Annotated in this window: 21 protein-coding genes and 4 pseudogenes; 2 read left to right on the forward strand and 23 right to left on the reverse strand. The window is 36.1% G+C overall.

Annotation, left to right across the window (positions count from 1 at the left end; all coding sequences use genetic code 11):
- Window positions 1-211: 211 nt before the first annotated feature.
- From ACQV2S_RS02715 to ACQV2S_RS02725, 3 genes and pseudogenes are all read right to left on the reverse strand, one after another.
- Window positions 212-2,170: pseudogene (locus tag ACQV2S_RS02715) on the reverse strand (CD1107 family mobile element protein).
- Between the two features lie 279 nt (window positions 2,171-2,449).
- Window positions 2,450-3,427: pseudogene (locus ACQV2S_RS02720) on the reverse strand (IS30 family transposase); the annotation flags it as partial.
- A gap of 965 nt (window positions 3,428-4,392) precedes the next feature.
- Complete coding sequence (locus ACQV2S_RS02725; protein WP_428884974.1) at window positions 4,393-5,010, reverse strand: plasmid pRiA4b ORF-3 family protein; 618 nt, start codon at window positions 5,008-5,010, stop codon at window positions 4,393-4,395.
- 279 nt (window positions 5,011-5,289) lie between these two features.
- Between ACQV2S_RS02725 and ACQV2S_RS02730 the strand changes: the two are divergent.
- Window positions 5,290-5,501 (forward strand): annotated as a pseudogene (locus ACQV2S_RS02730) (transposase); the annotation flags it as partial.
- A 203-nt stretch (window positions 5,502-5,704) separates the two neighbouring features.
- Here the strand turns inward: ACQV2S_RS02730 and ACQV2S_RS02735 are convergent.
- The 4 genes and pseudogenes from ACQV2S_RS02735 to ACQV2S_RS02750 form a co-directional block, all read right to left on the reverse strand.
- Complete coding sequence (locus tag ACQV2S_RS02735) at window positions 5,705-6,148, reverse strand: group II intron maturase-specific domain-containing protein (protein WP_428884975.1); 444 nt, start codon at window positions 6,146-6,148, stop codon at window positions 5,705-5,707.
- Window positions 6,149-6,160: 12 nt separating this feature from the next.
- Window positions 6,161-6,715: pseudogene (locus tag ACQV2S_RS02740) on the reverse strand (reverse transcriptase domain-containing protein).
- Window positions 6,670-7,899, reverse strand: coding sequence for a hypothetical protein (locus ACQV2S_RS02745; protein ID WP_428884976.1), 1,230 nt, complete (start codon window positions 7,897-7,899; stop codon window positions 6,670-6,672). The pseudogene ACQV2S_RS02740 and the gene ACQV2S_RS02745 overlap by 46 nt, the downstream one beginning before the upstream one ends.
- A gap of 76 nt (window positions 7,900-7,975) precedes the next feature.
- Window positions 7,976-8,251: a hypothetical protein gene (locus ACQV2S_RS02750; protein ID WP_428875045.1), complete on the reverse strand. Its 276-nt coding sequence runs from the start codon at window positions 8,249-8,251 to the stop codon at window positions 7,976-7,978.
- Between the two features lie 66 nt (window positions 8,252-8,317).
- Here ACQV2S_RS02750 and ACQV2S_RS02755 point away from each other — a divergent pair, with 66 nt between their 5' ends.
- Window positions 8,318-8,755, forward strand: coding sequence for a hypothetical protein (locus ACQV2S_RS02755; RefSeq protein ID WP_428884977.1), 438 nt, complete (start codon window positions 8,318-8,320; stop codon window positions 8,753-8,755).
- 40 nt (window positions 8,756-8,795) lie between these two features.
- On the opposite strand, the gene ACQV2S_RS02760 is transcribed toward ACQV2S_RS02755, so the two are convergent.
- The 16 genes from ACQV2S_RS02760 to ACQV2S_RS02835 form a co-directional block, all read right to left on the reverse strand.
- Window positions 8,796-9,074, reverse strand: a complete 279-nt coding sequence (locus ACQV2S_RS02760) for a hypothetical protein (protein WP_428884978.1) — start codon at window positions 9,072-9,074, stop codon at window positions 8,796-8,798.
- A gap of 12 nt (window positions 9,075-9,086) precedes the next feature.
- Window positions 9,087-9,359 carry a hypothetical protein gene (locus ACQV2S_RS02765; protein WP_428884979.1) on the reverse strand — a complete coding sequence of 91 codons (273 nt, stop codon included), beginning with the start codon at window positions 9,357-9,359 and terminating at the stop codon, window positions 9,087-9,089.
- Between the two features lie 506 nt (window positions 9,360-9,865).
- A complete protein-coding gene (locus tag ACQV2S_RS02770; RefSeq protein WP_428884980.1) occupies window positions 9,866-10,441 on the reverse strand; it encodes a ParA family protein in 576 nt (191 codons plus the stop codon).
- Window positions 10,420-10,629, reverse strand: coding sequence for a hypothetical protein (locus tag ACQV2S_RS02775; RefSeq protein ID WP_428875041.1), 210 nt, complete (start codon window positions 10,627-10,629; stop codon window positions 10,420-10,422). The genes ACQV2S_RS02770 and ACQV2S_RS02775 overlap by 22 nt, the downstream gene beginning before the upstream one ends.
- 58 nt (window positions 10,630-10,687) lie before the next feature.
- Window positions 10,688-11,638 (reverse strand): tyrosine-type recombinase/integrase, encoded by a 951-nt coding sequence (locus tag ACQV2S_RS02780; protein WP_428884981.1) that lies wholly within the window; start codon window positions 11,636-11,638, stop codon window positions 10,688-10,690.
- An 89-nt stretch (window positions 11,639-11,727) separates the two neighbouring features.
- A complete protein-coding gene (locus ACQV2S_RS02785) occupies window positions 11,728-12,063 on the reverse strand; it encodes a hypothetical protein (RefSeq protein ID WP_428884982.1) in 336 nt (111 codons plus the stop codon).
- Between the two features lie 505 nt (window positions 12,064-12,568).
- Entirely contained in the window at window positions 12,569-12,778 is a 210-nt protein-coding gene (locus tag ACQV2S_RS02790; protein WP_428884983.1) for a hypothetical protein, read from the reverse strand.
- A gap of 169 nt (window positions 12,779-12,947) precedes the next feature.
- Window positions 12,948-13,127, reverse strand: a complete 180-nt coding sequence (locus ACQV2S_RS02795; RefSeq protein WP_428884984.1) for a hypothetical protein — start codon at window positions 13,125-13,127, stop codon at window positions 12,948-12,950.
- A 1,064-nt stretch (window positions 13,128-14,191) separates the two neighbouring features.
- Window positions 14,192-15,748: a DnaB-like helicase C-terminal domain-containing protein gene (locus ACQV2S_RS02800; RefSeq protein ID WP_428884985.1), complete on the reverse strand. Its 1,557-nt coding sequence runs from the start codon at window positions 15,746-15,748 to the stop codon at window positions 14,192-14,194.
- A 170-nt stretch (window positions 15,749-15,918) separates the two neighbouring features.
- Window positions 15,919-16,176 carry a hypothetical protein gene (locus ACQV2S_RS02805; protein WP_428873530.1) on the reverse strand — a complete coding sequence of 86 codons (258 nt, stop codon included), beginning with the start codon at window positions 16,174-16,176 and terminating at the stop codon, window positions 15,919-15,921.
- 717 nt (window positions 16,177-16,893) lie between these two features.
- Complete coding sequence (locus ACQV2S_RS02810) at window positions 16,894-17,460, reverse strand: hypothetical protein (protein ID WP_428884986.1); 567 nt, start codon at window positions 17,458-17,460, stop codon at window positions 16,894-16,896.
- A 909-nt stretch (window positions 17,461-18,369) separates the two neighbouring features.
- Window positions 18,370-20,043 (reverse strand): 23S rRNA (uracil(1939)-C(5))-methyltransferase RlmD, encoded by a 1,674-nt coding sequence (gene rlmD, locus ACQV2S_RS02815; RefSeq protein ID WP_428884987.1) that lies wholly within the window; start codon window positions 20,041-20,043, stop codon window positions 18,370-18,372.
- Window positions 20,044-20,233: 190 nt separating this feature from the next.
- Window positions 20,234-20,452 (reverse strand): hypothetical protein, encoded by a 219-nt coding sequence (locus ACQV2S_RS02820; protein ID WP_428876105.1) that lies wholly within the window; start codon window positions 20,450-20,452, stop codon window positions 20,234-20,236.
- 200 nt (window positions 20,453-20,652) lie between these two features.
- A complete protein-coding gene (locus tag ACQV2S_RS02825) occupies window positions 20,653-20,835 on the reverse strand; it encodes a hypothetical protein (RefSeq protein WP_428873527.1) in 183 nt (60 codons plus the stop codon).
- Window positions 20,836-21,009: 174 nt separating this feature from the next.
- Complete coding sequence (locus ACQV2S_RS02830; protein ID WP_428884988.1) at window positions 21,010-24,255, reverse strand: pneumococcal-type histidine triad protein; 3,246 nt, start codon at window positions 24,253-24,255, stop codon at window positions 21,010-21,012.
- Window positions 24,256-25,206: a metal ABC transporter solute-binding protein, Zn/Mn family gene (locus tag ACQV2S_RS02835; RefSeq protein WP_428884989.1), complete on the reverse strand. Its 951-nt coding sequence runs from the start codon at window positions 25,204-25,206 to the stop codon at window positions 24,256-24,258. It lies immediately after the preceding gene.
- Window positions 25,207-25,369: the final 163 nt, after the last annotated feature.

Genomic DNA, 25,369 nt, shown 5'->3' on the forward strand with positions numbered 1-25,369 from the left:
CTCGAGGAAAAAGATGAGAATAGAAATTCTCACTTTTTCCTCGAGTTCACCAAGCCAAGCGCGGTAGTTTTATCCCGCAAATTTTTAAAATTTCAGGACATTTTCATTTACGGTTGACACAATAAATAGTTTTTAAAAAGTAATAAGGGCGAAAAATTTTACTCTCTCACCCTGTTTTTCGTCCCAAATATTATATAGTTTTAGTACAAACTTACTCTAACTCATCATCTTCTTTATCTTCTGTTTCCAACGACTCATCTAGTTCATTTTCACTTTCCTCTGCCTCTGAAAAGAAATCATCATCTTCCTCCTCAAAATCTTCAAGCTCCTTATCTTCCTTTTTTTTAATAACCTTGAAATAATATCCTGCTCCTAATGCTCCTACTATTACAAGAGCAAGGATTAAGTATGTTCCTGTATTGCTACTTTCTTCTTTTTTCACAGGCTTAGGTTCTTCTTTTGCCGGTTCTTCCTTTGTAATTTCTTGTTTTGGTTCTTCTTTCTTCTCAACCATATTAAGGAGATCATCTTCAGATACTTCTGTTAAAAGCATCACATTTTCGCTATCCTCATCATGGTTAATAATTAAGTGAAAAGTTTTACCATTTTTAGTTGTAAAGGTAACAAACTGTCTTGCATCTGCTGAATACATATGGCTTAAATTATTTTCTTCACTTTCATTATGGTGAATTGGGTAGTCATTGTTCGCATTATCCTTATTCTCAGTAACAGTTCCTCTTGCCTTTGATGGAGCTGAAGCAACTCCTTTATTGGTATTTACATTTTTATTTGAATCATCCATCTGTGAACTATTACTACTATTATTGGAAGGCTGTTTTGGTGTCAGCTTATTTGGATAACGAATTTCTTTTTCTTTATCATTGCTTTTTCCGGTATTTATATCCTTTGTATTACTTTTTCTACTATCCTGTGGCAATGAATCTTTTTTGATATCTCTTACAGATGTTTGTGGTAAATCTCCTGTTTTTAATTTGATTTGTGAAGTAGGACTAACTGGAGTTTCAACTAATTTATGCGAAATAGGAGTTTTTCCAAGCTCATTCATCTTTTTATCAAGCTCCTTAATCTTCTCAATTAGTTTATCCATCTCTTTTTTCATATCTTGTGATAAGTTTTTATCTTCCTTGCCTTTATCAAGTTTTTCTTTCAGGCTATCTATTCTTTCTTAAAGCTCTTTAATTTTCTCTTTTTGCTTATCGTTTAATTTATCCTTATCCTTAGTTTCCTTGTTTAATTTATCAAGTTTTTCTTGAAGAACTTTAGATTCCTTTTCTATTTTGGAAATATCATTCTTAGTAATTTCTGTTTGAGTTTCCTTATTCTCCGTCTTTGTATTTTCTGTCTGAGTCTGAGCATTACTTTCAGATTTTTTTACTATTCTGATAATACTATCATTACCATCACCTTTTACTGTATAGCTCACGAAATCATCGTTAAAACTCATATTATCATCAAGCATTTCAAGATCAGAAGAATCTATCACCTGTTTTTTTTCAAATAAAGCTATATATTCCTTATATACCTTTCCATCTTGGTATTGATATTTCACTTTTACTTCACTTTTTGTCTGACTCTCTTGATCCTTGGTATCAGTATTTTCTGTTTGAGATGATGTATTAGTTACCCTCGTATATAAATCCTCTAAAGGATATTCAATAAAAGCTACCCCTGTATAATATCTATTCCATGTTTCAATAATTAGTTTATCTTCAGAAATTTTTATATCTTTTACATTGTTGATATTAGGATTTGCATTAAGAACATTTTGCTTAATACGCTCAATTGTTTCAGGTTTTAGATCCCCACTATAATCTATCTTTTCTTTTATTACATTTCGGTTTAATTTATAAATATGTGCTTCAATTTCATAGACAAATTCATCTTCTTTATTCACATATCTTTTTTTTACTGCACTATTTTTTTTTTACAAAACCTATATAATAATCTCTAAAATATTTTTCACCCTCCAAGCTTATAAATTGTCCAAATCCATGACTAGCACTTATATCATGAGGGTAGCTTTTTTGACTGATATAGTCTAATTCATAAAGAGCATGAAATGGATTTTCCTTATTCATATTTTTTGTGTAAACACTTCACTAAATACAAGATCATCTCCTCCACTTTGATTTGAAATCCAATGTTTCATTAGAAATTTAAATTCTAACTCTTTATTACTATTTCTGTAAAAATGTTTGGAAAATTCATAGTTTAAACTTTTATATAAATTGCAAATAGAACTTAGCCACCTAGAACAAAGTAGGCCTCGCTCATGAGAAGTGTGAGTTCAATGATCCATGTAGCTGTTTAATCTTTCTGTGAGGGCTTGATAAGGAGCTGAGCCATGGTAGCCTGATGGGCTGAGCGGTTTATCTGGCGTTTAGGCTAGGAAACCATGGCGAAGGAGGCTCCTTGTCAAGCCATCACGTCAAGCTGTTTTCTGTTCATTCTTCCACGCCTTAACAAACACTTCGTGAGCCGTGGCGTAACCTAATAGCTTCCGGGGCCTGTCATTCATCCATTGTTGAATGCGATCAATATCTACCTGTGTATACCTAGCTAAAGACTCCCCTTTTGGTATATAGCGTCGAACGAGACGGTGTTGGTTTTCACTGGTGCCACGCTCCCAAGATGAGTAAGGGTGAGCGAAGTAGACCTCAGCTACAGAGGAGACAGCTTTTGTGAGTGAACTGAACTCTGAACCGTTATCACTTGTGAGAGTCTTAAAGAGTCGCTCAGCTTTATCTCCCAGCGAGTTCTTGAGTTGAGTGATCGCTTGATGAACGGCCTGACTGGTCTGATTCTTAATCAAAATAAGCCACTCAAAGCGTGAGTGACGCTCAACTAACGTCAATAAGGCAGGTCCCTCTTCACCATGTGGACCTACCACAGTATCGATTTCCCAGTGTCCCCATTCCTCACGATCTTCCACTTTCTGGGGACGTTCTTCAACCGATTTGCCCAGGATTTTGCGGCGTCTGGGTCCAGGTTCAAAAGCCTTGCGCGGTTTGCGTGACACCTTTTCAGGTAAATCACTATTCTTCGTTCGCATGAGCCCCGCATTGATCCAGTTATAAAGCGTTTTTGTGCAAGGAATCAGCTCCTCACAGAACAATTCATGACGTTTAGCGTAACCAACAACCGCATCAGGGCTCCACCTCTCACTGAGTAGCCTTTCATCCGCCCAATCGATGAAGTCCTTACTATTGAGCCACTTAGGTTGTCGTCCCGTTCCCTCGTGCAAGTGGTCATACGCCGCTTGTCCCGCAGCAGCACTATAAACCTCAGAAAAGTAGATGTATGCCTTTGCGTTCGAGGATTGTTTACGTTTTTGAGTAACCTTCCCGCGTTTCACTTCAGTATGAATGGTCTGAGGTGAACGCCCAAGTAATCGGGCGATTGCTCGGTTTGAGCCATGTGGAGTCTGCTATTCTATGTTTGTGTTGTTACTACATAGATTAGCAGACTCACTGGCTCTTTTTCTATTTTAAATGGCTAAGTTCATTTTACAATTCTCCATCACATTTAATTTTTAAAACTTAATCTATATTTATAAATATAATGAAAGAAACAACCGAGGACAATTAATCCGCGGTTGTTTTTTATTTAATATTTCTTCTGTATTTTCTAAAATATTCTATAGCCACACCCAAGCCATACCCATATTTATAGCTAAAACATCTCTTCATATACTTACAATGTATAAGCTTTTAAAGCCGGAATATTCATAACAAAAACTAATGAATTTTATAACTTCATGAGGTCATCTTTACTTTTTAATATTCAACAATAAAGTCTTAAGCGCTTAATAAACTATAAGAGTGGAAGTTTAAATTTTGTATTGATTCTAGAAACTTCTAACTGGCTATTTTATATCAGAATAGTACATTAGTTACATGAAATTTTACATCAATCAAAAACATTTTATCATCAATTTTTTTAGGTGATCTCTTTCTAAAATCCACCCAAATTTGTCAAAAATTTAACCTAACTTATATAAAAATTAACCCCCTATAAAAAGATTCTTAAACGTTTTGAACGTCAAGGAAACTATTCTTATAATATTCTCTATTTTGCTTTTTCCAACTAAACCACACACTCCACATGTAATTTTTAGGTAATTGGTCATTAAAAACACAGCCTTATAAAGACTATTATATCAACATTATTTAAGGTATTATATCATTTTAAAGCACTCTCTAAATAATAGTTAGGCTGTTTTCCTTTCTAATGTTTTTGTTATTAAGATTTTCATAGTCATTACATTCACTCATAACGATTTCAAAAAGGGTAACTATATATTTCTTTGACCCTATCGAAAAGAAAACGATAATCATCCCTTTCACTTCATAAAACTTTATCTATAACTTACTAAACTAAGTCTAAAAAATCATAGACATGATCTGGCAATAAGATTGCACCCTCTCTTTTATTATATAGATCTTGCAATTCTTGATTTACATTCTCTTTGTTAAAGTCTTGTCCAATACTTGGATTCCATTCGCATAACCTTTTAAATTCTTTGCTATCGGGTGTTTTTGATAACTCACGAAGATTCTCTAGTCCTCCAACACCACCACAATCTTCGGGAATATTCTCACCTTTAGAAGCAACCACCTGAGGAAAAATGCCCCCATTAGCTACATCTTCTTTCATCAAAGTAATCTTAAATTCCCAATTATCTCCAAAATCATAGGTATAATTGATTGAACTATATTCATATAAATATGGGAGAACAAGTGTTTTTTCAGCGTCTTTTTTTATAAGGTTAGCTATTGCATCACTAAAATCATAATCACGGTTAATCTCTAAATCAATCTCTAATTGAGTACCATATTTTTGGAAACTAAATAAATGTCTATCTTCCAAACCAAAAGCACATTGAATAAAGCAATGTAACTCAAAAAAGGTCGTCCTATCTGGCACAATCATATTTCTCCAAATAGCAGGATTCTTAATCCCTACCAACTGTACTTTTAACTGAATCATCATCATCTCTCCCTTTCTTTTACTAAGTCTTTTTAAACTGTAGTTAAAATCCTGCAATTACATAGTTACTTATTTCATAGTGCATTATTATAAGATTAACTACCTTTACTAAAGAAAACGTTCTAGTGAGTCTGCTAATCTATGAAGTATCGACACAAATTTAAAAAGAAAGACTCATTTTTATGGATGTAACAAAGCGGTTCTTATAATCCAGATGTTTAATCTGCTTTCAAACCAATTATACTACAAATTCAGTCCTTTGAATATGCTCGACCTATTAAAACGGCTTTAAACACCTTTATCCGCTATAAAACTATGTCGCTAATGCTATTGAACTACCTTACTCCAACGCCAAACTGGAAGCAACTAACAAACTCATCAAAGATATTAAGCGAAATGCCTTTGGCTATAAAAACGACTCCCATTTCAAAAATAGAATTCTTTTAATATCAAGATTATATGTGTCAGGAAGAAATCGAGTAGGAGGCTAGCCATTAGTTGACTAGCCGACCTCTCACACCCCCGTACCTACGGTTCCGTATACGGTGGTTCCCTAGTTTACACACACTTTAGTATAATAGCCGAGCATTGACAGGTAGCCTGGCTTAGCTATTTCTTCTTTGGTTAGCACTGAGTTTAGCATTAGTGCAGCTCGCCACGTGGCTTTTCTGCAATTCGCCATTTCATGCACTTTTCAAAGCGGTATCCCAAATTTCTTTATCCTCTTGTATCTTGTTCTGACTTTCTTCCACTGTTTCCAGTATATTTGCCTTACTCTTCTCCTAAGCCATTCATCCATACATTCCAGTATGGATTTCATATCCGCCATTAAGAAATAATTTATCCATCCTGCGATAAACTTGTTCAGTTTGGATTTCCTTACTGCATTTGACCCTCCATTACTTCTAGATGTTAGCCTTTTCAGTTCACTTTTCATCTTATCTATTGACTTCTGATGAACTCTAACCCTACATTTTCCTTTTGTAATATAGAAGCTATAGCCTAGATACTTAACTTTCGTTATATGTGCTACCTTGCTTTTATTTCGATTCACTTTTAACTTCAGCTTTCCCTCTATAAATGGCAAATTATTTCTTAAGGTTCTTTCTGCACTTCGTTTACTCTTGCAAAATATCATCCAATCCTCTGCTTATCTTACAAATCTATGTCCTCTGTGTTCCAGTTCCTTGTCCAGTTCATTAAGCATACTATTACTTAGTAGTGGACTTAGATTTCCACCTTGTGGCATTCCTACCTTCGTTTCTTCATATTTTCCCTCGTTTATTACGCCTGCGTTCAAGTACTTATGGATCACTGATATTACTCTACCATCTTTTATAGTTCTTGATAGTATTTCTATTAGCTTGCTTTGGCACACCGTATCAAAGAACTTTTCCAAGTCCATATCTACCACCTACTTATAGCCTTCATCCACATTCTTCTTACACGCTTTCAGGGCGTCGTGGGTACTCCTTCTTGGTCGAAAACCATAACTATTTTCGGAAAATTGTTTTTCATAGATTGGGCTTAATACTTGGGGGATCCCTTGTTGTATCAGTCTATCTATTACCGTCGGTATTCCTAACTTTCGGTATTCCCCTTTTGTTTCTTTGGGAATTTCTACCCTTAATACGGGTCGTGGCTTGTATTTGCCCGTTCTTAACTTCTCGAGCAGGCTGTCTTTGTTATCTTTGAGATACGGCATAAGTATAAATCTAGCTCTAATTCTAATTGCTCAAACGAATTGTTATGCTCTAGTTGTCCTGTGCTAGAGATAGCATAAGGGTTAGTGTGCTTATTATTTGTCATTTTTAAAGCCCTCCTTTTATTGCTAGGGCTTTTTTTTGCCTCTTGGTAGTCCTCAATCGTCATGTCTTGCGTCTGTTTATTAAAGTTATCTTTAATGCTTTCTTTTATCTTATCAAAGGTTTGATTAAAGCCCTCTAAGTTGTCTATGTCTAGTAATTTCTTTTTACTTGTTCGATAGATGCTGTTAAATTTCTTTCGGTCTGTGCGTTTAATTTTATCTAGGTTAGTAAATTTAGAGATAGCGATATATATTTCTTTTTCGTTTTCTTTCGCTTCGCTCCAATCTTTTTTAGGGTTCCTCGTTGTTATATATCTAGCTAAAACCTCTGACTGCATAGCTAAGTAAGTATAAGGTCTGCTGTCTAAAGGTGTTTCTTTGGATTTGTTGAGTATAGCTTTGCTATCTATGGCCTTACCTATCATCTCTAGTAAGTCTTGCCATGCATACAAAGTAACTAGCGACTTTATAATAAACTCATAAGATTGACCGATTGCTTCTAAATCTTCTTGCCCTGTATTTTTTAATAAATAAAAATCGTCAAACGGTTTTTCACTTGCTTTTTGCCGTTCTTCGTTTAATAGGATATTGACGAAATTATAAGCCATACGCCATGAATTAGCGTCTAAGTTTTCCCTTAATAGTTTTATAGAGTCTTGCAAATTGTCTAGGCTTCCTGCGTGTTTTGAAGTCTGACGTATAATTTCATAGTCTTTGTGCAACACCTCGCTATATGCATTCATTAAAATTTCATATGTGTTTTTATGTTCTAAAAAATTGCTAGGTGTATAATTTACCGTTGTTAAACACTTTTCTATCTCATCTATGTCTAAGCCTGTTAACTCGTCTTTAAACTTTAGCAAAGTATTGTATAATCTAATTTTTTCTATAAATTTTAAAATATTAGTAAAAGAAAAATAAGGATAAACTAGCTGTTCTGCTTCTCTTACTAAAGAACTTTCTATCATGTGTTGCTTAGAGATAGTGATTAAAGTATTTACTCTAGTATCTGCGGGTATATTTGCATCAAAAGCTATTTCTCCTACTTCCTTAAATTTTATATTATCATCTTCAGTTATCATAGGTTAGCCTCATTTCTAAATGGTGGTATAGGTTGTTTCTCAACTTCCGCTAATACTAATTTTCAGAAGTTACTTTTTATAAATAGAATTCTTTTAATTTTTTATATTCTATAATATCTATATAAAAAATTATTTCGTCTATATTTTCATTTGAGGAACTGCAATACAGCATTTTAAATTTTGTCCCATGTTTTCCAAACATATTTAATAACATTAATGATAATATATTAAAATTATCTTTAATCGTTATCATTTTAATGTCATTTCTTTCTTCAAAAGAAATAGAGTGTTGATTAATTTGCATAGATTTTAGAGTATCTCTAAAGCCTTTTATAAAGGTATCTTTTTCCATTTTTATGTTCCTTTCTTAAAAAATTTTTGTTATGATATAGATATCAAATAGTAAAGGGATGATTGAATGCAATTAAAAAAAATTTTAACTGTTATTGTTGCTAGTATTTTGTTTTCTTCAGTTTCATTTGTTCCTAAAACATACGCTATGGAAGATGATAATAACATAGATTTTACTCAACAAAATGAAGATTTTGTCCCCTACGGAACGGTATCTGGCAATGCTGGAACAACTACTATTGAAATAATGAGCGGCAACACTGTATATTGGTATGCAAAACCTTATTTTTCTGGAAACTATACATTATTTGGAGCAATTGATGTAACTTTTAGAAATAATCGTAAAGTTACATATTATCTTAGTGAAAGTGGTAAAAGTGGTAGAGCTGTATCAGGTATAATAAATTTACGAGCAACTCCTAAAAAGGTAACTCTATCTGGAATTTGCTACGGTCCAAAAAACTTAGCTTTTGTATTACCAAATTCAGATGCATATAAATATTAAATTGTTCTGAACCCCTATTTTTATAGGGGTTTTTAAAAAATTATTCGATAAAAAATTTGTCATATTTTATAATGTCCTCTTGGTGTTTCAGCGTAAATTCTCTGCCTAAATCGTTCATAATATCGTTTATACTCGTTTGTTGAATATAGGCTATCTTGCGTAAGTCCTCAAAGATAGATGGGTAAAGCAATAAGTTAGTGCGCTTGCTTTTTGTTTCTTCGGTGCTCTTAGGCCTACCTATCTTGCTTGCTGGGGCTTGCTTGTTCCGATTGCCTCTTATAAGTGCCTCTGCTGGGTTGTTTGCTGTAAAATCTTTCATTCTATCCGCTCCTTATATAAATATTTCGATTTCTCTAGTTGTCTGCCCGTTCTCATTCTCACTTATTTCTCTTTTTATAAAGCCGTTAGCCTCTAAGGCGTTTAGTGCTCGGTTGAGGGTACTATAATCAAAATTAAAGGCTTTTATAAACTCATTGTTAGTGATTCTTACCTTTTCGTTGCCCTCTGCCTTTATTTTGATATATAGCATAACTAGCTTTTGTGTGCTGTTAAGTTCTTTCGTGTTAAAAATACTGTATAGCTCGCTTGCTGGTGTCACTTGCATATATAAGCCCCCTTTTAATTGGTGCGTCATTAGTGTGAGATTTTATCTGACGCCTAGCCAAAATATTGCTATGCTTTTTTGCATACCTTACTTTTATTTATGTAAGGTTCTGTCTAAATCGATATGACCTTGACTTCCACCGAGGGTGTCGCATTTCACGACCCCCTTATCTTCTATATCACTGATTGTTTTATACCTCGACTACCGTCTGGATATTCCAGAAAAATTGGCATCATTATCTATCACAAAGTAAGTCTAAATATTTATTATAAGCATCCAATCTTCTTATTTAACGGTACTTTTACTAATGGCGTAACGAATCGTTACCCCCTCTTAAACTCACAAAAAAATTCTAAAAATAAGGTATGAACAATTCGTTCTATCCTTTTGAGATTATTTGATAATGTATTTTTATTCGTTCTCTCGAAGTCCTGAATTGGGACTACGTCTTTATCACAATGCACTAATTGGGTGCATTAGCAAACTTTTTTCACTTATTGATGCGTCTATTTTATGCCTAATTCGTCAATAAAGGCTAAATAGTCCGCTGTAACGTTTGCTTTCGGTGCATAGGACAATAAGTCATCTCTCATGGCCTGCGCTTCTTTAACGGCTATTGCTTCTCTTATCTTCGCATCAAAAACTTTCGTATTAATCATGCGTGCTGTATTTTCTAGCATCTCTGTTAATTGCTGGGTTAGTATAGTTCGCTTATCGTATCTAGTTATCAAAATGCCTGCTACTTCTAGCGCATCATTCGTATATTTGCGTACTGTTTCGATTGTCTGACTAAGCTGGGCTAGCCCTTGTATGCTGTAAATATCTGCTTGTGTCGGTATGATAACCTTGTTTGCGCTCGTTAATGCGTTAATTGATAGTGTGGATAGGCTAGGGGGTGTATCTATAATAATATAGTCATACCTTGCGCCTAATGTGTCTAGCGCTTCTTTTAGTCGGTATTCTTTGTCTAATTCATTTTGTAGCTCATGTTCTATCAAAGTAAGGTTAGGCGTTGACGCTAAAATATCCCCTTGTTTTGCGGTTGTGACTGCATCAAGCGCTAAAAAAACTTTCCTAGCCACCCTTTCGCTTTCTGTTGGTCATACGGCATAGGGTCAACCATTTCAAACGGCACGCGTATGGGTCTCAGTCCACGCATAAACCCTGTTAACCGTTGTAAACTTCGTCGCCCTTTTCTTTTTTCCGCTTGTCTTTTTCTCTCTTTGATTTTTCTTAATCTAATACCGTCGTTATATCGATTAATCGCCATTTTGTTCTTCTCCTATAAGTTTTATAAATTTTCGTTGTCCGTTATTCGGATAGCGTATTTAACCAAAAATAGATTTTCCAATTCTCGCCTCGCTGTTATTCTTTTCTCGCTCTAAATGGTGTAGGTATATCATTGTTGTCCCTATGTTTTGATGCCTTAATAATTGCTGTGTTTCTTCCAATGTACCCCCGTTTAGTAAGTTTAACGTACCAGCGGTGTGTCTTAGGCTGTGTGCTGTCAATCTATCGCTATTAAAGCCTGCGTCAACTAAGGCCGTTTTAACTATTCCGCTTATGCTTCGAGTTGTCATGCGTTTGCCTGCGTTGTTGTTGCTGGTTGATGCGAACAAGGGCGCTTTAGCGTCTGCTTGCCCTCTGGCGCTTAAATAAGCCCGTATAGCTTCCTCTACCTCTGGAATAACCTTTATATACTCTGTTCTATCGTCCTTGCCTTTAGCTTGTATATATAAGGCGGTACTATCTCCCACCGCGCGCATATCTTCAATATTAGCCCTGCTAACCTCTATTGTTCTTAGTCCGCCTGTTAGCATTAAAGCTACGATAGCATAATCTCTAAGTCCTTTTAAATCGTCTGTATTGATGCGACTTAATACGCTCCCTGCTTGCTTGCTGGTTAGATAGTCCTTTTTGTGGCTCTTAGATATTTTAGCCCCTTTAACACCTTTAGCTATGTTAGGGTATAAGCCTTTTGCTTCGGTAAAATTAAAAAGTTGGCGTATGGCTATGATGTAGTTTTGTATGGTTGATGCCTTTTTGCCGTCTTCTAGCAAGGTTTGCCTATACCTTAAAATATCTTCTCGTTTCGGCTGTGTTACGCCGTTATCATACATAAATTTAATGAATTGCTTGATTGCTCGTGTGTACGTTTTGATGGTGTTTTCTGATGCGTCTATATAATTAATAAACATATTGTAAAACTCGCCAAAATCGACATTATTTGCCGTTGTGATAGGGTTGTTGTTTGTGTGTATAGTTTGTATATCATGCATATTATTACCCCCTGTTTAGTATAGCTTAATTTGCTCTAACTTCCGATAACTTTTTTATTTTTTTATAAAAACGGGGCATAATACCCCGCCTAATCAATGTTATATGCTTCTTTTATTTTATTTTTTAACGTTTGATGCGTGGCTGTATCGTTTAAAATAACACCTATAAGGTCAATCGCATCAACTAAAGCCTGTTCTATTGGTTTATCTTTGTTAATGCTCTTTATAAGTTTAGAGGTTAGCAAATTACTGCGGTTATACCTCTTTAACTGGCGTTTGTATGCTTCCCTTATAAATAGCGCCTGCTTCTTGGCGTCTGTTGTCATTTTAGGCTCTTTCAAAAGGCTCTCGAAAGGGTCTGGAGGGGCTGGTGTGGTATCCCCCCCAAATTTTATTAGCTTGTCATAATCAATTTTATCTGTCATTTTATGCCCTCTAATATAATTTAAGCTGTTTTCTTATTTCTTCGGTATCTGCGTGTATATCATAAGCAGCCATGAAATAATCTCTAAAATCGTCTAAGTCTTTAGCGTTTTGAGCTTCTTCCATTAATATAATTTGTTCAGCTTCATAACAGGCTATTAAAAAGTGCAGCTCTTCGATTGAGTAGTTTTTTTTCTTTTAACTGCTTTATTCGTCGGCTTCGATATTTGTTTACTCTTTCTAAAAAGTCCCTTTATTATTTTTAATTAATTTAAACATTTCAAATTTCATTTTTAATTCTCCTTTTTATCTATCCGTTTTGAGTAATATACTTTTACCTTATAATTAGTTATACTGCTGTATGGTTCTTTAAAACTTTCTAGTATCTCAAGGTTAGGTCATCTTTAATAATATTTATCAAACAGTCATTTAATCTCTGGGCTATTCGCTTAGTGGTTTTTCTTTATTTATATCTGTGTCACTCTGTGTCTGTCCTTTTTTAAAGCATTAAGATAATTCTGGTTGTTCTTCTTTTATCTGGTCTGATAAATCAAACAAAATACACGCCACCTCGTCTAAGTCTTTTAAGATGCGCTGGTTGTAGTGAAACTGCGTATCTTGAAATCTTTTCATAATGTATACTACATACTGGTAGTCCTTCTCTTTAATCATTGATAAAGCATCTATTTGCTGTTGATATAGTTCGATAACTCTCATATGGTCGCATACGTTTTGTGCCCATTGCGAAGCTTGTTCGTGTGTTAGTTTTTATTCTTTTTCCATTGGTTTGTTTCTCCCCTTATATGTGTTATAATTGGGGTATCTAAATAGTGGTATTTAACGTACCTCTTAGCCTGTGAGTAGTGCCTCTACTTGCGGGCTTTTTTTATTGCGCTTTTAGCGCTTCGATTGCTTCTAATACCCTTGCTTTGCGTTCTGGTTTTAATGGTGTTCTTAGCCACAAAACAAGCGTACCTGCTGTTATCCCAATTTGCTGTGCTACCTGCCAATGGTTTAAGCCAGCGTCTTTTATCTTTTTCCTAATCGTTTTATTGGCTTTATCCATAAGTTGCTCCTTTCTTTGTAAGTTTAGTACACAAGTTATTATTCAATTACTATGTGTATAATAATAACACTGATGCTTATTTAAATCTATATAAATAGGCGAGTTTTATCTAATTATTATGTGTATAGTAAAATGTTGCATGTTAACAGCCTTATAATTACCTAACGCTGGTATATATGTAGGGTACGGGTGCTAATTACGCTTTAATACTGTTTCGTAACCTTTGTAAAATCTTGGAATGTATATTTGCATACCCCTATATTTAAGGCTTTATTTTTTTATGCTTAAAATTTTTAAACGGCTTTATATCAACGATAGTTTGGCGTGAGAAAATATGTACAGTACGGCGTGAAGTTCGGCCGACAGACGGGAGGGTGAGGTATGCCCCGTCTTTTATATAACCGTACCTCGATGGCGGCTCTTTTATCGATCGCATCTCCTATGCTTGTTGAGATATGTTGAAACTCTTATTGTTGGAATATGTCGGACAAAACACTAAATTTCGCAACGTTTCGAACTTTTAAAAGATGCGCTTATACTCTGCCCGCCTGCCCTGTGATGCGCCTTTGTTTTTATGGAGTTATCAGGTTTTAAATATTTGCCCCCCTCTCACGCGCGCGCGTATATTTTTTCGGAGTCTTCCCCCCCTCCCCGTTGTCTGGTTCCCCGTGGTAGGGGCATTTGATTTCATGGGGGGTATTGTCCACTTTATTAGCTTGGGTAGTACCGCATCATTAATTAATCATTATCGTTTTATAACTAAAATGTGCGACGTCGGTTTTTTTAAAATATATGGACATCATTTATTGGCTTATATTTGCGTTCTGTGACGTTTTAATATTTTATGTATAGTTTTTACATGTTCTTAGTTAAAGCTTCTTTAACGTTAATTATTTAACCGCACAAGTGCTTCAAGGTACTTACTATTATCTATAAATATTATTGCCTTTACTTTGAGTCAATCTACCCTCATGCCTCGCTTGTTATTTATTAGTCCTATATCTCGCTTTATAGCCGTTTTAATTGCTTGGTTATATTAAAACACTAGGGCATAATAAAAAGCCCTAAAATAGGGCTTCAGACTGAAGACAAACCCTTTGTGAGTTAATCTCAAATAAAGGGGTTGTCTTCAGTCTGAACACTGTTTTATCAGTGTTTATTTTATCTGTTGCTCGTTCGTCATAAGGCGCTAATATCTGTAAGAAGTCAATAATCACTAATGGCGGTTCTTTTTCCCACTTAATATGCTGTGCTACTGCTTGCCTTATTTGTTTTGCTCCTATATCCCCTTGCCCCTCGTGTATAAAGATATGCTTAGCAAAGTTCTCGTATTCTTTAATACCCTCTGCAATGATTTCCTTTTCTTCGCTTGTGTAGTTCTTCCAAAATCTACCTACCGTTATACCCCTAGCGCTCTTAGCATTTTTAATTGATGCGCCTTTAGCTATCACTTGCTCATAAGTTAAGCGTGATATTGTCTTGGCCATGATTTCGTGCCTGCTCATCTCTAAACTAAAAATAAGTACGTCTTTGCCTTGTTTAGCTACTGCATCTGCAATCTGTAAAGATAGGGTAGTTTTTCCTAACGAACTGATAGCACCGATAACATAAAGCCCCTCATAAAAGCCACCATCTAAATATTTGTCTAAGTGTTTAAAGCCTGTTGATATGCCTTTCTTGTTATCCTTGATAATTCCATCAATAAAACTAGGTAAATGATGCGCTGGTGACGTTCTGGCGTATAACTCGGTTATTTGTAAGTCTCTATCCGCCTCTGTTAGTAGTGCATCTAATATTTTTGTAGGTACATTGTTAATATCGTACTTTTCAAGGTCTATTTCGCCTGCATCGATCTCCTTTATAATGGCCTCGTTCTGGTTTCGTGGCGCTTGTTGGGCTGGTGATGTTCTATCCATAAAATCAAGTTGCCCCTTATCATTGTTATGTTTTTTATACTCTGCCTGTACTTTCGCATCATTCCTGCAAAGTTCTATCATAGCTTTTTGACTTGGTAAATCTTTGATAGCTGTATCTGTTATGCCTGCATCTAACTCTCCAAACTTATGTATCCTTACTAAATCAAAAGCGTTATTATTTCCATGTGCGGGGTCTGTGTCATGTTCAGAGTATAAATAACTAGCTTCGCCAAAATCATGATATACTCTTGCGCCGTCTGTACTGCTTCCGCCCGTCCACGAATAGCGCTCTGTCCTTGTGTTGTAAGTATATGCTTCGGGTATAAACTTGCTTATAGCATCATGGATATTATAGGTGCGGTTAAATGCGCCAATATAGCCGTATTTCTTGTGAGGGTCGGTTATATCTCCACTGGGTCTAGTTCCTGTTACGTCTACCTTTGCTTGTTCTTTAGGGTGTAGGTTACATTCCTGCGCATAATCGGTAGTAGAGTATTGGCTTAATACTGCTTGTGTATCTATTGGCTTACCGTCTGCCCATTCGCATATATACTCGCCATTTTTAGGGGTTGTAGGGTAAAACATGGCTCTGGCTGTCTCAAACGTTGAACTGTCTAAGGCTTCCATATCCTGCGGGTTAATACCTGCTATATATCTTGCTATCGCCTCATATTCTTTAGGGCTTACCTCTTTGTCTAAAGGCATTAATAGTCTAAATGCTGGGGTGTCTGCTAAATGCGAGTGAGTAGTATATAAAATAAAAGCATAATCAGAAGCATTTAAACGGTCTGTTATATCGTTAAAATGTTCTGGTGTTCCGTTGTCAAAGTCAAAGGCTAATAACGTTCTTAGTAGTATATTTTTATTATCTCTGTTTAACCCTGCTCTTGGTTCATTGACTGATAGCCACCCCCTACAAAAGCGCCTCTTTTATTCTTATGACTTAGTTTGTATTCTCTTTGCTCTGCGTATTTTTTGCTATTTTTGTCATATTTCGCGTGATAGCTTTCTACGGTGTCTGTGGTAGCATATTTATCTTTAAAATCTTTTATAAAGTCGTTCCAATCGACTAATTTATTTTCATAACTATTAGCTATTCTTACGCTTGGGGTTGTTGCTATTTTAATTTGCATTGTTTTGCCTCTTTTGTAAATAGTTTTTTTAATACCTCTGTTTACTCTGGGTACTTTTTTGTAGGTCATTTTTGTCACTATCCATTTTTTAGGGGTGCCATTTCTGCCTATTTTATCTTTTTAGGGTGTGCGTTTTGTGGTCTTTTCCCTTTTTAGGGACTCCAATTCTTCATTTTTGTTTATGTGTGTTAGCTATCACTCCTTTTGCGCTGGCACTGGTTTTATACTTACCTTTTCATATCTCCCCTTTTACACTTTGTTTACACTCTTTACTCTTGCGCCTTTAGATTACCTTTGTTTTCGCATCAATTTGCTACACTTATTTTAAATTCGTGAACGCTGGGGCGGTGTATAGGTTATCTAGATTAATTGATGCGACTACCTTTTTGCCCCCGCTGTCGCTGGGGTTTTTTTTCTTGCCTTTATATTAAGGCCTGCTCGCCTGCCCTAGCAAGGGCGGGCTAGGCCGTCTAAGTATACTTACATGTACTTACGTATACTTATGGTCGGTTTTTTTAAACACTGTAAATCGTTGGTGCTCTAAGGATAAGGCGTGTTTTTTAACTCGTTTAACTTGTGCTAAATGCCGTAGGTACTTGTGCTAAATGACGGGGGTGTTAAATTGCATACGCTTATTTTATTACAATGTATACAAAACCACTAAATTACTGTATGTATAATAAACAGGCCAAAAATTACCCGCTAAAATCAAGCGGGCTAATTTAAGGCTTTGTTAAAAGGTGTATATTGAATTATAAACCCTTCAATGGCTCTGCTACCGTCTAATTTGTAAATATCGTAGCCTTTAATAAATTTCATTTTTTTCCATTCGGTCAATATGTTTTCGGCATTATCTTTAAGAGTCCGTCTTTGGTTATAGGTAGGGTTTGTTTTGCCAACTTCTTTGCAAAGTGTATCTAGTTTTATCTTATTGCCTTTAACTTTGTTGCGGTTGTTGCGCATAGCTAATATGCGGGTAGCTAAGGCGTTCCTTAGTAAAGCATCATCAAAGCCTTTGCCATTCTCTAATAACTCGCTAGGTATAAGACTGATTAAGCCGTTATTAGGGTTTAAATGTCTAGCATACATTAATAGAGGGGGCTCGCTTTGTATTTGATAGGTATCTGTTGCTTTACCGCCGTTAAATCTAGCGTATACCCGCTTTAAAACGATCAAATTTTCATCAATAATAAAACTTTGTAAATCGCGAGGTATAGGCCGTTTGAATATTCCTGTCCATTCCGCTGTTGCGTCTATAACTATTTTCGGAAAATTGTTTTTCATAGATTGGGCTTAATACTTGGGGGATCCCTTGTTGTATCAGTCTATCTATTACCGTCGGTATTCCTAACTTTCGGTATTCCCCTTTTGTTTCTTTGGGAATTTCTACCCTTAATACGGGTCGTGGCTTGTATTTGCCCGTTCTTAACTTCTCGAGCAGGCTGTCTTTGTTATCTTTGAGATACGGCATAAGTTCATATACACTCATCTCATCGATTCCGCTAGCTCCCTTATTGGATACTACTCGCTGATTGGCTTTATTCAGATTTTGTCTATACAGTATCTTCTCAAGTAGCCCAGCATCACTAAAGTTTGTGTCGATATGCTTTGTTTCAGTAATCCTCTGATAGGCGAATGCTCTTGGCTCCTCTTTCTGTTCCGCAGATCCCCTCCCCAAGTAGCCCTCTGTTTCTTTCTAAGGTTTTCTATTCTTGTATCTATCATCAGTTACATTCATTTTCTTCATATCTCCTAAAGTTCACTCCTTCCCCATTCGTCTTAAGCCGTCGGCTACTATGACTTCTGCTGACTTCTTACAGTTCGTTGTTACTATAGATTTCTTACTCTGTTTCCACCTACCTATAAGACCTCCCCAGGTAAGAGCACACTCTTTCACTCCATATATCTGCCACATTTACTGTATTTATTCCCGAGTAGTTATTGGACTTTAACTTGTCTAGCAGCCTTATCCATAAGTACAGCCTGATGTGATTTCTGTTCGTCAGACCGGAGTTTTGCCTACACCTTCCTTCAGATTCCACCTCATGATGGACACCCTTGGTGTTCGGCTATGTCTTTCCCACTACTAGGGCAGACTAGGGACTTTCACCCATTAGATTGTGCCCATGCTGGGCACACAAGAAAAAGCCCCCTTGACTGCTAGCTCAATGGGGCTTTACGAGATACTCCAATTTAAATCATCTTAAAATGTTTTAAAGCCTCCTTAATTGCCTCTTCTTTTTCAGGTGGACAATTAGGTGCTATAGGATTTTCCTTCTTTGAAACATTATAATTTTTACCAACTTCAAGTCCACATTTCTTCTTTACTTGCGATATATAACGATTAGATACTTTCATGCCGTGTTTCTTCATAACATATTCTTTAATTTCTTCATAAGTAGCCTTACTTTCAGATGCTGTTACATCTAACTCGTCCATATCTAATTTCACTTTAATACATTGGTCGATATCTAGTTTGGACAATAACGCTACCGTCTCCACATGCGTTGTATGCGGAAATTGATCCACCGGCTGGACAGAGATTAATTCATAACCAAAGTCACGTAACCAAACCAAATCCTCTGCTAAACTTTTAGGGAAACAAGAAACATAAACAATTTTATCCGTACCAAATCTTCCAATGGCACGCATGACTTTTCCACCGGCCCCAGAACGAGGAGGGTCTAATAGTAATAAATCAGGTCGTCCCCACTCGGTTTCCAAGCGCTTCAAGCCATTTCTCGCATCACTGGTCATAAAGAAGGTATTGTCTAAGCCGTTATCAATCGCATTGCGAATAGCTGATTGAATCGACTGGTCCACAATCTCAATACCGGCTAAGTCTTTAGCCTTTTCAGCTAGGGGCAAACTAAAAGTTCCCACCCCGCAGAAAAGATCTAAGACGCGCATTTGATCATTGACCTGGGCGAATTCCAAGGCTAGTTGTACCAATTTCTCCGCTTGGACAGGATTGGCTTGGAAAAAGGTCTCCGGCCAGATCCGATAGCGAAAGCCATTTAATTCGTCATTAATATAATCGCGCCCATGAAGAATAAACGTTTCGTCGGCTTGAATCCGTTCCGTCGCTTCCTTGTGTAGAACCCATTGTAAACTAACTAATTGATCGAAGCGTTTGCTTAGCCGCTGACTCAAATCATCCACTGCCTCTTGCATTTGACTAGGTGCTTCAGTGGCATAAATCACTACCATCAACTCCCCGGTGACAAAGGATTGACGCAATAAGAGATTTCTCAAAAGACCTTTTTGAGTCTGTTTGTCATAATAGGATAATTGATAATCTTTTTGCCAGTCGGCGACTACTTCTTTTACTCGGACAAATAGTTTAGGAGCAAGCACCGAATCTTTCATATCGATGATTTTGGTGAAGTTACCTTGTTCATGCATACCGATAGCCCCTTCAGCTCCGAAGCTTAACTCCATTTTATTACGATAACGGGTGGGATCATCCATCCCAATAATGGGTCGAACACAAGCCGGATCGAATCCTTGGCTTGCTAAATGGTCCTTTACTTCTTGGGTTTTATAAGCTAACTGAGCTGGATAGGTCATGGAAATTAATGGCGTTCCCCCGGCATTGGCGTCTTTGAGCGGAATATCAAGATTACGATCAGGACTGGCTGCTAATAATGCATCAAACGGTACGACTGCTTGCTTTCTGCCCTTGGCATTAGGTACCGTCACCCGAACTCTATCCCCTGGAACGGCATTGGGTATAAATAATTTCAAGCCCTTTCCATTCGACCCACGGTCTGGCGCATGGACATAACGGGCATAGCCATTTCCTTTATGGTCTAACTCAGTAATTTCAACTTCCAATACTTCAGTCGGAAATATTTCTTTTTTCATTCACTCACTCTTTCTACTCATCATTTCCTTTAACAGCTTTCTGCTTTTTCTTCAACCATTGCGAATAAGAACCAGTGTATAACTTTCCTTCAATGCCTATTTCATCTAAGGCTAATAAATTGCTACAAGCGGTTACGCCCAATCCTCAAGACACCATGAGCTCTTTGTCTTTAAGGTCTTTGAAATGAGCTTATAAACTTTTCTGGGACCTCATATACCCCTTATCATCGTACACCAATTCGTAATAATATGACTTGGCATGCGGAATGTGACTCGCCTCATTATATAGTGGCTCCTCAAGTCCTAAATAGTGGTCATCTCCACTGGCTTGATCATTTCCCAGTGTTACATTTATAAAAAAAGCTTTTGGATACTGGCTAAGTTCATCAATTTCAATAAAGCGCTTCATTAAATGCCTCTTTTCTTACTACTTTAAGCTAAGTTTTGAAGATTGTTCCTATATTATATCATGAATGAATAGACATTCCTTGGCTACTTCTAAGTCTTGTAGTAGACAATTAAAATAAGACTCCTATCGATAGAAGTCTTATTTTCTATTTAAATGAAATGCTTTAATAATTAAATTTAAAAACCTAACCTTTCCTCTTCCTAAAATCCATCTTCCTCATAGCCGTTGCTATTGGGATCCATCGCATTGATACTCGCTTGTATAAGAGATTCGCTGCATTTTTTGCAGTAATATTCTTCAAACTCAGGTTCTGAACCTTCCCAGTCAATTTTAGACTTGGAAAACTCTTTCCCGCAATAAGAGCACTGATATTTCTTAGCCATAGCTTTTGCTCCTTATAATCAAAAAATTTATTTTGATTATAAAATATGCCTACTTTCTTGTCTATCAAATTTATTTGTATGACATAAATTTTGATATTTAATTTCCCTAAATAAAAATTAAGAGTCCTTTGATCATTAACAAGGACTCTTAACATAACTTTGTTATAATTTTGATTATTTGCCTATTTCTGCATCATCTAAATTAGAATCATTTCGTTCTCCAATCTCTTCTTTTGCAAAAGGAGCAACTTGTGGCATAGCAGGTAATTCACCATTCATAATATAAGCAAGCTTTACTTGTTTAATCGTAAGATTAAGGTTGGCATAATCTGGATTAGGATTTGGAACGATTACCATGCCTGAAAATATTTGAATACTTGATGGGTTTACCCCATAGTAATTACCTACAAAATTTTTCAATTGTTCCATCGAAATTTCTTTGGTAGTTTCATCTAGTGAAGAAACTTCATTTTCTGAATCTACGCCATCCTTCTGACTAGCAAGTTCTGGCAATGCCTCTTTATTTTCCATCGCTGCTCTTGCTTCAGACTCTATAATTAATACATTCTCTTCTCCAGAAGCTGGCGTCACTATATATCCAAAACCTTTTCCGTACTTAACAGACTTAGCAGCCTTACCATAGTAGTTTTTAATATATTCAATGACCGCTTGATGGCTAACTCCTTTATTAGAAGGAGTTTCTTCAACCACTTCATCCTTTTCTCCTTCAACATTTTCTTTAGTTTCTGGCAAATCATTTGAATCTGTTTCATAGGCTTCTGTTACGTCAATCTCATCGATCACTAAATTAAGATCACCAACTTTGATACGACCATTAAAGATAAACATATCAGATGGCTTAACTTTATAGCGCTGAGCGACATAGACTTTCTTTTCAAAAAGTGGATCTTCTATTGTTTTTACATCTTTTAATGAGACTTGATCATATTTAATTGGTAATTCTATGTCATCTAATGGTATCTCTACTACTTTATAGAACTTCGTTAAAGCATAAATGGTAGCATCTTTACGCCAAACATCAATGTAATCCTTATTACGCGATACTTCACTCATTTTAAGCGTAATCAATTGAGTTTGATAGTCTTCTTCCGATGTGAAGTTAGACTGCTTTAATTCTGTTGGAATTTTATCCATATTCGCTGTATGTGAATGATTACCGTGCGGAATAATCACTTCGTTACCGTTGACTTCCAGATCTTCAATGGCTACACCATTTTCCAAAGAAATATAGGCCAACTTGGCTGCAATTTCTTCTGCTGTATATTTACTTTCTTCTGCTGCATTAATGTTTCGCTGATTGATAAAGTCAGCAGCTGCTTTCAATTCACTGTCGTCTAAATCACCAAAAGGAATAAAGTGAGTGTGTCCTTCATGCTCAGCTGTAAGCCCCTTTTTAGAGTAGTTCAAAATACTTTCTGGTGTGAAAACATAGCCATCATCCGTTGTATATGTTTTACCGTCCTTACCCTTAGCTGACTTCTTATAATTTTGAGCTAAGAAATCAACTTTTCCATCTGCTTTTGGTTGATCTGGTTGGCTAGGCTTTTCAGATTGACTTGCTTGGTCTAATTCAGCTGGTTTTTCATTATCTGCTTTATCAACTTGTGGGTTTTTTGGCTTCACAGCGACTGATGGACGTTTGCCTAATTTCATTTCTGCTAATTTAATTTCTAAATCTGATAGACTTGAACGTGGAATAACATGGAAGTGGTCACCATGAGGTAAGACGAAGTCTCCCTCAATCTCATCTGTTACGAGTTCCGGGTCAAAGACCAAACCATCAGATTCAGTATGACGTTGGTTGATTGGCAAAGCATAGAGTTTGGCTAATAGGCGCTGATATTCTGAATTTGTTTGGTTTTTATTACCTTGATCATTTTCAGTTGGCTTATCAGCTATCTTATCAAGGTTTTGAGAAGGTTTTTTATTACTTGGCTGATCAACTTTGTTATCTTCTTTAGCTAAACCAAATTCAGCCAATAAATTACGTTTAATTCCGAATTTCTTTTGAATATAAGCTTGTGTTTGGGCTAATTCTCCTTTGTTTAAGTGAGCAAAAGGAACAAAATGGAAGTGACTACCATGAGCAGCAATTAAACCTGTATCCGTTACCTTAGTAATGGATCCCACTGAAAAGACATAGCCATCATCCGTTGTGTAAGGACCTTTATGATTAACAGCTTTGTCATGAATGATCTGATCAACCATTCCTTTATCAGCTGTTTTACTATTGCCTTGTGAAATTTTTCCACCTGATAGAACAGCGTTTGCAATCATTATTTCTTGAGGCGTTAAATCTGACTTTGGAATAAAGTGGAAGTGGTCACCATGGGGAACAATAAAGCCATTGCCTAAATCTTTTATAACGTCATAAGGGTTAAAGATATATCCATCATCCGTTACGTAAGCTCCACTAGAATTGCGGTTACCTGATCCACCCACTTCACCAGCTGCTATGGTGTTAGCTACATCTTTACGCACTCCACCTGCTTGTTTAAAGACCTTTTGACTGCTGGTTACTTGAGCTTCAATATCTTGGAAAGTTCGGATATTATCAGCTTGGGCCCGATCTTCAGGAGCTATGTAAACTTGGTACTGATCTTCTAGCTTTACAATGTATCCATTCTTAATTTCTGCGACCACATCTTCTTGGTCCAATTGATAATCTTCAGGTGTTAGGAGTCTTTCAGAGAAAACAGCCTCTGGATCAAGGTCACCATAGAAAACATGTAAATCAAAAGCGTGATTGGTTACAAACTCTTCTTCGGTTAAATAGACAACAACATGCTCTCCTTCAATCCCTTTTTGATCTGCTACTTCTTCAGGACTGCGTTCTAATTCATAAGTAATAATAGCCTCTTCGCCAAGATCATATTCTTCCATCAAATCATAAATAGCCTTTGCATCGACAGGATCCATACTGTATGACTGTAGTAACACTTCTTCTAAAGAACGAAGATTTTTAGCTTGATCTGGATTTTCTATATAAAGATAATATTGGTCATCTACTAAAATAATTTGTCCTTCATCCGTTTGACTAACAAGATCCTCTTCATTAAATTGATAATCTTCAGGGGCTAAGACTCCCTCTGAAAAAATAGCATCACTAGGAACTGCTCCATTGAAATAGTGATAATGATCACCGTGAGAAGTCACATAACCTTCCCTATTGATTTGGACAATAATTTGCTCGCCCGCAATGCCTTCTTCCATTGAAATTTCTTCCATAGTGCGGTTTTCAGTGCTTGAGACATTACTTGGCTTTTCTCCATCGCTACCCTCAATATAATTAATGAATGAATCTTTATCATCTTGAGCGTAGATTGATTTAATTGGTTCATGCCAACTTAAAAGTGTCAATAAAGCGGCGGATGACAAGAGTATTTTAGATGGTTTCATTTATTTCTCTCCTTCTTCTTGCAAAACTTTTAACAGTTTTTGTAAATTATTTTCTAAATTAGCTAGTAAACTTAAATCATTATGGGGATCCGCTTCTAAGGGATCCAAGACTTCTACCTTAGCTCCAGTCTCTTGGGCTATTAATTGTGAAGCTTTATCTGAAATATTCGGCTCGGTAAAAATGGTTTTGACTTGATATTTTTCCACAAACTTTTTCACTTCTTGCAATTGTTTCACACTGGGCTCTTGTCCAGACACACCTGCTATTCCCAACTGTGTTAAGCCAAAGCGTGTGGCTAAATAAGAAAAGGCTGTATGCTGAGTGACAAAAGTCTTTTGCTTGAGCTTTTTAAAAAGTGAGGTGTATTTATCCGTTATAACCTGAGCTTGCGTTCCAATACTTTCTGCTCTTTGCAAATAGTAATCTTTATTATCTCTATCCACTTCCCCTAAGGCTTGAGCAATCAACTTTGCTTCTTCGCCTATTTCAATGGGATCTAACCAGGTATGTGGATCATAAAGGGTTGATTCATCTTTACCCTCCATCAATTCTAGTTTTTCTAGACCCGGCACTTTCTTCATAGCTAATCCATTCGAAGCTTCAATAATAATCACATTAGATTTCTCTTGCTTTTCGACATTGTGCTTAATTTTTTGAGCCCAAGATTCTAAGATATCTGAGTGATAAACAAAGATATCAGCATCATAAATGGCCACCACATCATTAGCCGAAGGCTCAAAACCATGAATACCATTCGCTGAATTAATCATCAAAACAGGGTGTTTATCGCCAACGATTTCCTTGGTTAAGGCATACATTGGATAAAAAGAAGTGACTATTTTTCTTTCTTCTTCTGCTTTAACAGATTGAATTGAAGAAATATTCACTAAAGAGCCAATAATAAGACAAAGAACTAACCACCATTTTTTTGTTTTTGCTTGATACTTCATACGATCTCCTTTTTTAAATTTATCTGCCTAAAGATAAATAGTAATTATTATCATTTTCAAAATGAATATTACCGTCTTTCCTTTTTCCTGTCAACAAAAATTTTTGTGTTTTTTTATTTTTCTAAATTTTTGCATAAAAAAAGCCTAATCTTAAAGGATTAAG

Origin of the sequence: Facklamia sp. P13064 (genome assembly GCF_050409425.1) — a bacterium.
Classification (GTDB): Bacteria; Bacillota; Bacilli; order Lactobacillales; family Aerococcaceae; genus Facklamia.